This is a genomic window from Ponticaulis profundi, from assembly GCF_042659465.1.
GTDB lineage: Bacteria > Pseudomonadota > Alphaproteobacteria > Caulobacterales > Hyphomonadaceae > Ponticaulis > Ponticaulis profundi.
Genome location: NZ_JBHSSW010000032.1, coordinates 1 through 6,981, shown reverse-complemented (window position 1 = coordinate 6,981; position 6,981 = coordinate 1). Strand labels below are relative to the sequence as shown.

The following is a 6,981-nucleotide window of genomic DNA, read 5'->3' as shown; positions in this document are numbered from 1 at the left end:
CGCCAACAGACCTGATCGGCCCTGTCAAAAGACAAGCGCCGCCTGCGGCGTCGTCTCCACCGGGGGCCGTGTCCTCGCCTTCGGCTGCGGGCCGCACCACCCCCCGGCTCCGATCCTTTGACAGAATGTAGATTCGCAAGATGATTTGCCGCGCCACGGTGCATGAACTTCGAAAAGCACCGACAACGTGTCAGGCATTCTTGCTTCATCTGCCACGCAATCTTGCCGCTACAAGGTCGCGGCCGCTGTTCGGCTGCGGTTCATACATCTCTTTCGAGGCCCCATGTCTGTCTTTCAGTTAGCTGCTTCGGCTGGTCGTGCAGCCTGCTGACATAGAACAGGCACCGTCTTGGCATTGAGGAGGATGCTAAGCGTCTCGGCTTCCGGGGAACCGTCCTCCATCTTTACAGGATGGACGGCCCAAATTGGCTTCTCCAAATCTACGCCCTTGATAGAAACTTCACAAAGTTGACCCGAAGCCAGTTCATCGAGAACCGTGCTTTTCATCACCAACGATACGCCTAGTCTCGCTCTGACCGCACGCTTCACCCCTTCAGTGCTTCCGGTTGTGTGGCTGATCGATAGCTGATCTGCTTTTTGACCGAAGGCACGGCGGAGAATAGTGCCCGTCCCGGTTCCACGCTCGCCTCCGATCAGCGACTCCGTGAAAAGTTCAGACGAGTCTATCGAACCCTTGCTTGCCCACCGGTGATCCGGGGAAACAATCAAAATGAGCTTCTCGGTGCGCCACAGGCTGGCCTCGTATCCATTCCGGCCGTCCCACCACTCCATGAAAGCAAGATCAACTTCCTTTCTCTGGAGTTTTTCTAAGATCTCCAGGTTGGAGGCGATTACCAAGTTGGCAGAGCGCCCTTTGGCACCATGCAGGCGCTTCAGATGCTCCGGCATGAGGTAGATACCGATGTTGCTGCTCGCACCCAGTTGAATTTGTTCCATGTGCAAGCGGTCAAAGGCACGTGCAGAAACCGTCAGCAGGCTCTTGGCAAATGGCAAGAATATGGCTCCGTGCCGCGTCGGAACACAGCGATCGTTCCCTCTATCTACCAGTTGCACCCCTAGGATATCCTCAAGGCGCCTGACGCTGTTCGAAACCGTAGGCTGCGAGATTTGCAGCCGTCGCGATGCCGCACGAAAATTTCCCGTCTCGATGACTTCAACGAAGGCAGCGACATGAGACAGATGATACATGCAGGATACCTTGTTAGAGAACAGACGCGGGCTCATTGATAGCGGCTCGCGGTCTGCGGCCTTCAAGAAGATCAATGATGTTGTCAGCCGCCTCATGCTCGATCGCAAGGCGAGTCTTGGTAACCGCCGAGCCGATATGGGGTGTCAGCAAGGTGTCCGTGCGACGCTGCACCAAGCCAGGATGGACAGCTTCAGGTCGATCCGGCCGCGCCCAGTCCTCCATCTCGTAGACATCTGCGGCGTAACCCGCCAGATGTCCCGCCTCCAGCGCAGCCACCACGGCCCCTTCGTCCACAACGCTCCCACGTGATGGATTGATCAGAAGCGTCCCCTTCCGCATCTTCGCAACTTCCAGTGCGCCGAGCAGATGCTGCGTGTCGTTGGCGAGCGGAAGGGCACACACTACGAAATCCGAAGTGGAAAGAAGCCGTTCGAAATCCGTGAACGTAACCTTGAGCCTTTCTTCATCATCAGAACCGAGCTCGCGCCTGTCCCAATAGCTCACTTGCGTTCCAAAGCCCGTGAGCCGTTCAGCAATGGACTTGCCGATCGCTCCCATGCCTAAGATGCCAACCGCTGCGCCCTTCAGGCCCACGCCGTAGAAACGCGGTCTCCACCCCTTGTAGCCAATTCTGACAGCTTCATCCCCCGGCAGGATGTGCCGCCCCAAGCCAATCATCAAGCCGATGGTCAGTTCTGCGGTCGGATCAGTCAGAAGATCGGACACGATGGAGACATGGACCCCTCGTGCCGTGCAGGCAGCAACATCAAAGTTGTCGAAACCCTTCAACGCGCAAGCTACAAGCCGCAGGCTAGGAGCGTGGCTCAGAACCGTAGCGTCGATCCGATCCGGCATGAAAGCCATCATCGCAGTCGCATCACTGAGTTCTGCCAAAAGCCTGTCATGCGCCCAAGTATCGTCCGACTCGTTGACGCTGACGCGGGCATAAGGCGCCAGCTTGGTCAGGATCTCGTCATGGACTTTGTGCGTGATAACGATCTTGGGCAACATGTCGCGCTCCCTGTTGTTGTTTTATTGAAGTTGGCGGCGAAGAAGAGCGCCGACCTGATCGACCACGGTGACCATCAGAAGAACGACCAGCATGATGGCAAGAACCTCCTGATAATTCATAATCCGAAGAGAGGTCATCAGCTCAAAGCCGATGCCGCCGGCTCCGACCGTGCCAAGGATGGTGGAGGCGCGGAAGTTATACTCCCAACGGTAGATCGTGACATCGGCCAGTTGAGGCAGGACTTGCGGCAGGATTGCGCGCGTGACGATCTGGAAGGGTGAAGCACCGGCGGCCCGCGCCGCCTCGATTGGCGCATTGTCACAATGCTCGATGGCTTCTGCAAAGAACTTTCCGACCATGCCAACGGAGTGAAGGCCTAGAGCAAGAACGCCGGGCAGAGCCCCGAAGCCTACCGCTGCAACGAAAACGATACCCATGATCAACTCAGGGATCGAGCGCAGGCCGTTCAGCAGGCCGCGGGCGATCATGTAGATAACGCGGTTTGGCGCTGTTTTTCGCGAAGCGCAAAAGCCAACGGGAAGCGAAATCAGAACCGCGATTGCCGTCCCGGCGATGCTCATGGCAAGAGTATCAACCAAGGGGCCGATCCACTCCATCCCACGGCTGAAATCGGGCGGAACCATTTCACTTCCCAACTGCCAAAGCGAAGGAAGGCCGGAACCAAGCCGCTCCAGATCAAGCAAGCCGGAGTGGTAGCTGCTGACAATGATGACGCCAGCGATGATCACCGCGATCACGGCAGCGCGCTTCCAAGCTCTACTTTGGCGCTGAAGGATGCTGTCGAAACTTTGGGAAAGCGCTGTCATTGACGTGCTCCTGAAAAGTGAGGCGCAGACTTCGCCTGCGCCCGCAATGAATGGCGGTTGATATGTCTTATTTGCTGAGGTCGAGGTTCAGCATCTTACCGAGATCCCGCACGACATCGTAAGCCTTGTCGTTGATCGGCGCGAAACCATCTGCCTTGAACGTCGCCAGCACTTCCTCATCGTTCAGGTTGATGAACGCGTCGGTGATGGCTTGCTTCAGGTTCGGATCGAGGTCAGAGCGCATCGTCCAAGGATACTGCGGAAACGGATCGGACTCTTCGAGCGCAACAACTTTCGCGGGGTCGATCGTGCCGCGAGCAACCATAGCGTTGAAGATGGGCAGCGAAAGACCACCAACCTGGGCATTGCCGTTTTGCACCGCCAGCGCCACGGCATCATGGGAGCCGACGTAGTTCTCACTGTAATCCGTCTCTGCTTCTAGACCCGCTTTAAGCAGCATGGATTTCGGGATCAGGTGGCTGGAAGTAGATGCCACGTCACCCCATGCCACATCGTGGCCGGCAGCATCCGCAATAGTCTCAATGCCGGCTTCAGCGTTGCCGATGACAACGGCGCGGTAAGTTGTCTCGCCGTCTTTCATCAGTGCCGCAAAGGGTTCGATCTCGGCCTTCGTCTTGGCCAACGTGTAGGAAAGCGGACCGAAATATGCGAGTTCAAGCCGACCGAACCGCATCGCCTCGATCATCGAGGAGTAGTCGGTGGTCACGATCAGCTCGATGTCGCGGTCAAGAGTTTCTTCAAGATACTCTTCCAGCGGACGATTGTTTTTGATCACTGTGGCGGCGTTCTCGTCGGGCAACAGCGCCACGCGCAGAGTTTCTGGATTTGCCTCCGCATGCACTGCGGAGCCGCAGCCGAGAGCAGCGAGAACGACAACGGGGAGCAACTTCTTCATAGGGCGGCCTCCATGGCAGCAACAGGTTGTGGTTGGGAGTGGGATGAATGGTGATGCGCTTGCTGCGAACTCCGGCCTGAAGCTTCGCTGCGGTAGATCGAGGCGCACATCTGATCTGTCAGTTCATCAACGGACGCATCTGCGACTACAGAGCCATCACGCATGGCGATGACCCGATCACCAAAGCGCCTCGCCAAGTCGATCTGGTGCAGGCTGATGACAGCCGTTATGCCATCCGTCGTGCAAATGTGGCGGAGTTGCGAAAGGACTTCGACGGCTGTTTCCGGATCGAGGCTGGCCACAGGTTCGTCAGCCAGTATCAATCGGGGCTGCTGAACCAGAGCACGGGCGATGCCGACACGTTGCTGTTGGCCGCCCGACAACTGGTCAGCCCTCACCAAGGCTTTGTCGAGTAAGCCAACCCGAGCAAGACATTCCAGCCCAAGTTGCCGGTCAGAACGCGGAAGAGGAAAGAGGGTTCGAAAGGATGAGTGATAGCCCAAGCGACCGGTCATCACATTATCAAGCGCGCTCAAGCGCCCGATGAGCTGGTGCTGCTGGAAAATCATCCCGGTGCGCCTGCGGTGCACTCGGAGCGCCCGCTCTCCGTCCAGAGATCCAACGCCATCAGCGATAATCGAACCGGACGTAGGAGCAACTAAGCCGTTAAGGGTGCGGATGAGTGTGGATTTACCCGCGCCAGAGCGGCCCAAAAGGACGACAAACTGCCCCTGCGCGAGCTTCAGCGAGGTCGGTTTTAGAGCTTGTGTGCCATTCCCATAGGTCACGGCAACCCTGTTCAAAGCCAACATGATGATGCATCTTTCTAATCGTTCTGCGGTCGCGATAGGATGGGTCGATCATTAGGCGCGCAATATGACGACTACTTTTCAGGTGGATGACATAATCATGATCATGCACATCGATGCTTATGCTGCACTCTACCTAAAATCCTTGGAAGCGGACGCGGTGATCGCGGTTATGGCCGCGATCGCTGATCGGAAGGACAGCCGCGCCTCCGCTCCGCTCTGGCACGTCCGACACCTTTCCGTTTGCTAGGTCCGCCTGCCATCCGGCCGGCGCTCTGAACACGGGCTCTGGTGCCGCTGCGCGTCAGCCTCCACGGAGAAATCCGGTTCCTCCCGCGCCAGGGCGCGGGCCCCTCCCAATTTCACCGCTCCGGCCCCGTGTGTCAGATCACCGTCCGGCCGCAGGTCGGGCTGCGCCCACCCTGCTTTGCCCTTCGGATGACATGAGGTCATCCAAAGTGAAAAGCACGGATGGCTTCGCCACTCGGCGGATCAGAAGGGCACGAACGGGAAATGTCGGAAACACACGCACGAGGTAGTTTCGTGACGCAAAAGGCAGTTTTGCGCGGTGTTCACACAGAACCGCCCAGGCCCGTTTGTCGGGCTTCGCCCTCCTCACTCTGTTCCGCCGAATACATGCGTATTCGTCAGACCAGACCGACGAGGCGCAGCCCATCGGCGGAAGGAGGCACCAAGCCCCCACGCCATCGCCACGAAAAGGAAACGACATGACCACCATTTCCGCGACCTACTCGCCCGAAGACAACAAAATCCGCCTCTATCCGTCCACCCGTCTTGATGCCGAAACCTATCAGCGCGTGAAGGCCGCAGGCTTCAAATGGGCACCCAAACAGGAGCTTTTCGTTGCCCCCGCATGGTCCTGCGCCCGTGAGGATTTGGCTCTGGAGCTGGCTGGCGAGATTGAGCCGGAGGAAATGACCCTGGCGGAACGGGCGCAGATGAAGGCTGATCGACTGGACGCCATCGCGGACAAACGGGCCACGCAGGCCAGCGCGTATTCCCGCGCGGCTGACGAACTGTCGCGCGCGTTCGAGTTTGGGCAGCCTATCCTTGTCGGCCATCATTCCGAGCGGAAGGCCCGCAAGACGCAGGAGCGGATGCACAACGCAATGGACAAGGCTGTAAAGGCGCACAAAGCCATCGGATACTGGCAGTATCGCGCCGAAGGCGTCGAGCGTCACGCCAACCGCAAGAACGATCCGAAAGTGCGCGCGGGCCGCATCAAGACGCTTCTAGCCGAACTGCGCGACCTACAGCGCAAATTGAACACTGCGCACAAGGCGCTTGAAGTGTGGGGCAAGCTGACGACAGACAACCTGATCCGCCTTGGCTTGGGTCGCGGCGATCTGCATTCCTATAACCTTTATTCCGCCGTTGAGAGTGGCGAGATAACCCCGCAGGAGGCCCGCGAAAAGGCAATGGCTGGAGCGCGCGCCACCATCGAGAGCGACAACCTGGGCCGTTGGATTTCGCACACCTTGAACCGGCTTGCTTATGAGCGGGACATGCTAGGCGACGTGCCGCGCTATCAAGGCGAGATTAGCCCGACCCTGTTGCAGATGTTCGTCCGAGAGCATGGCGCGGACAAGCCAAAGGGCGCGAAGGTCGATGCCGACCTATTCACCGTGGAATGTGCCGCCCCCCTGCCCGCCCATATCGCCCAAGGGTGCAGCGTCGAACTTTCCGCCGACGAGTGGCGCGACCTGATGCAATCCTGCGGCTACCTGCCCCCGGCCAGCAAGCCCGCCAAGCCGCCGATCCTGAATTTCAAAGCCGGAAGCGGCACAGTTTCTGTCGTGAACCCGTGGCGCAGGGAAGCCGAGAACCTGCCGCAAGTGGAAATGACCAAGGCAGATTATGCCAAGATCCACACCGAACAGCGCGGCACCCGCCTTTCGACCTGCGGCAATTTCCGCGTGAGGATCGCCCCGAACCCGAAGCACGAAGGCCCCCGCTATATGGCCGGATGGGCTGCAATCCTGATCACAGACCAGAAGCAGCACGACGCCCCGGCCAGCGTTCAAGACATGGAGGCAGCAGAGTGAAGCGCCCCGCGATCTATACCCGTCCCGCCAAGCCCCTGACCATTCCGGTCAGGGCACGGCGGGACGCGCCCGCCCTCGCAATGGCCGAAGCGCCCGAAGTCATCGCAGTTGACCGCGCCACGGAATGCCACGTCACGCCCG

7 protein-coding genes and 1 pseudogene are annotated in these 6,981 nt (G+C 58.8%); 2 read left to right on the top strand and 6 right to left on the bottom strand.

Features of this window, described 5'->3' with window-relative positions:
• Positions 1-294: 294 nt before the first annotated feature.
• The 6 genes and pseudogenes from ACFQDM_RS15205 to phnC form a co-directional block, all read right to left on the bottom strand.
• Positions 295-1,014, bottom strand: coding sequence for a LysR substrate-binding domain-containing protein (locus ACFQDM_RS15205; RefSeq protein ID WP_377380490.1), 720 nt, complete (start codon positions 1,012-1,014; stop codon positions 295-297).
• 21 nt (positions 1,015-1,035) lie between these two features.
• Positions 1,036-1,209: pseudogene (locus tag ACFQDM_RS15200) on the bottom strand (helix-turn-helix domain-containing protein); the annotation flags it as partial.
• 13 nt (positions 1,210-1,222) lie between these two features.
• Positions 1,223-2,221: a phosphonate dehydrogenase gene (locus ACFQDM_RS15195; RefSeq protein ID WP_036744164.1), complete on the bottom strand. Its 999-nt coding sequence runs from the start codon at positions 2,219-2,221 to the stop codon at positions 1,223-1,225.
• Between the two features lie 21 nt (positions 2,222-2,242).
• Positions 2,243-3,049 (bottom strand): phosphonate ABC transporter, permease protein PhnE, encoded by an 807-nt coding sequence (gene phnE / locus ACFQDM_RS15190; protein ID WP_036744163.1) that lies wholly within the window; start codon positions 3,047-3,049, stop codon positions 2,243-2,245.
• A 67-nt stretch (positions 3,050-3,116) separates the two neighbouring features.
• Positions 3,117-3,965, bottom strand: a complete 849-nt coding sequence (gene phnD, locus ACFQDM_RS15185; protein ID WP_036744161.1) for a phosphate/phosphite/phosphonate ABC transporter substrate-binding protein — start codon at positions 3,963-3,965, stop codon at positions 3,117-3,119.
• The gene (gene phnC / locus ACFQDM_RS15180) at positions 3,962-4,777 is read right to left on the bottom strand and encodes a phosphonate ABC transporter ATP-binding protein (protein ID WP_081969499.1); all 816 of its coding nucleotides are present in this window, start codon (positions 4,775-4,777) and stop codon (positions 3,962-3,964) included. The genes phnD and phnC overlap by 4 nt, the downstream gene beginning before the upstream one ends.
• 64 nt (positions 4,778-4,841) lie before the next feature.
• On the opposite strand from phnC, the gene ACFQDM_RS15175 reads away from it, so the two are divergent.
• Positions 4,842-5,024 carry a hypothetical protein gene (locus ACFQDM_RS15175; protein ID WP_043133113.1) on the top strand — a complete coding sequence of 61 codons (183 nt, stop codon included), beginning with the start codon at positions 4,842-4,844 and terminating at the stop codon, positions 5,022-5,024.
• A gap of 478 nt (positions 5,025-5,502) precedes the next feature.
• Positions 5,503-6,840 carry a DUF3560 domain-containing protein gene (locus ACFQDM_RS15170; RefSeq protein ID WP_377380486.1) on the top strand — a complete coding sequence of 446 codons (1,338 nt, stop codon included), beginning with the start codon at positions 5,503-5,505 and terminating at the stop codon, positions 6,838-6,840.
• Positions 6,841-6,981 lie beyond the last annotated feature (141 nt).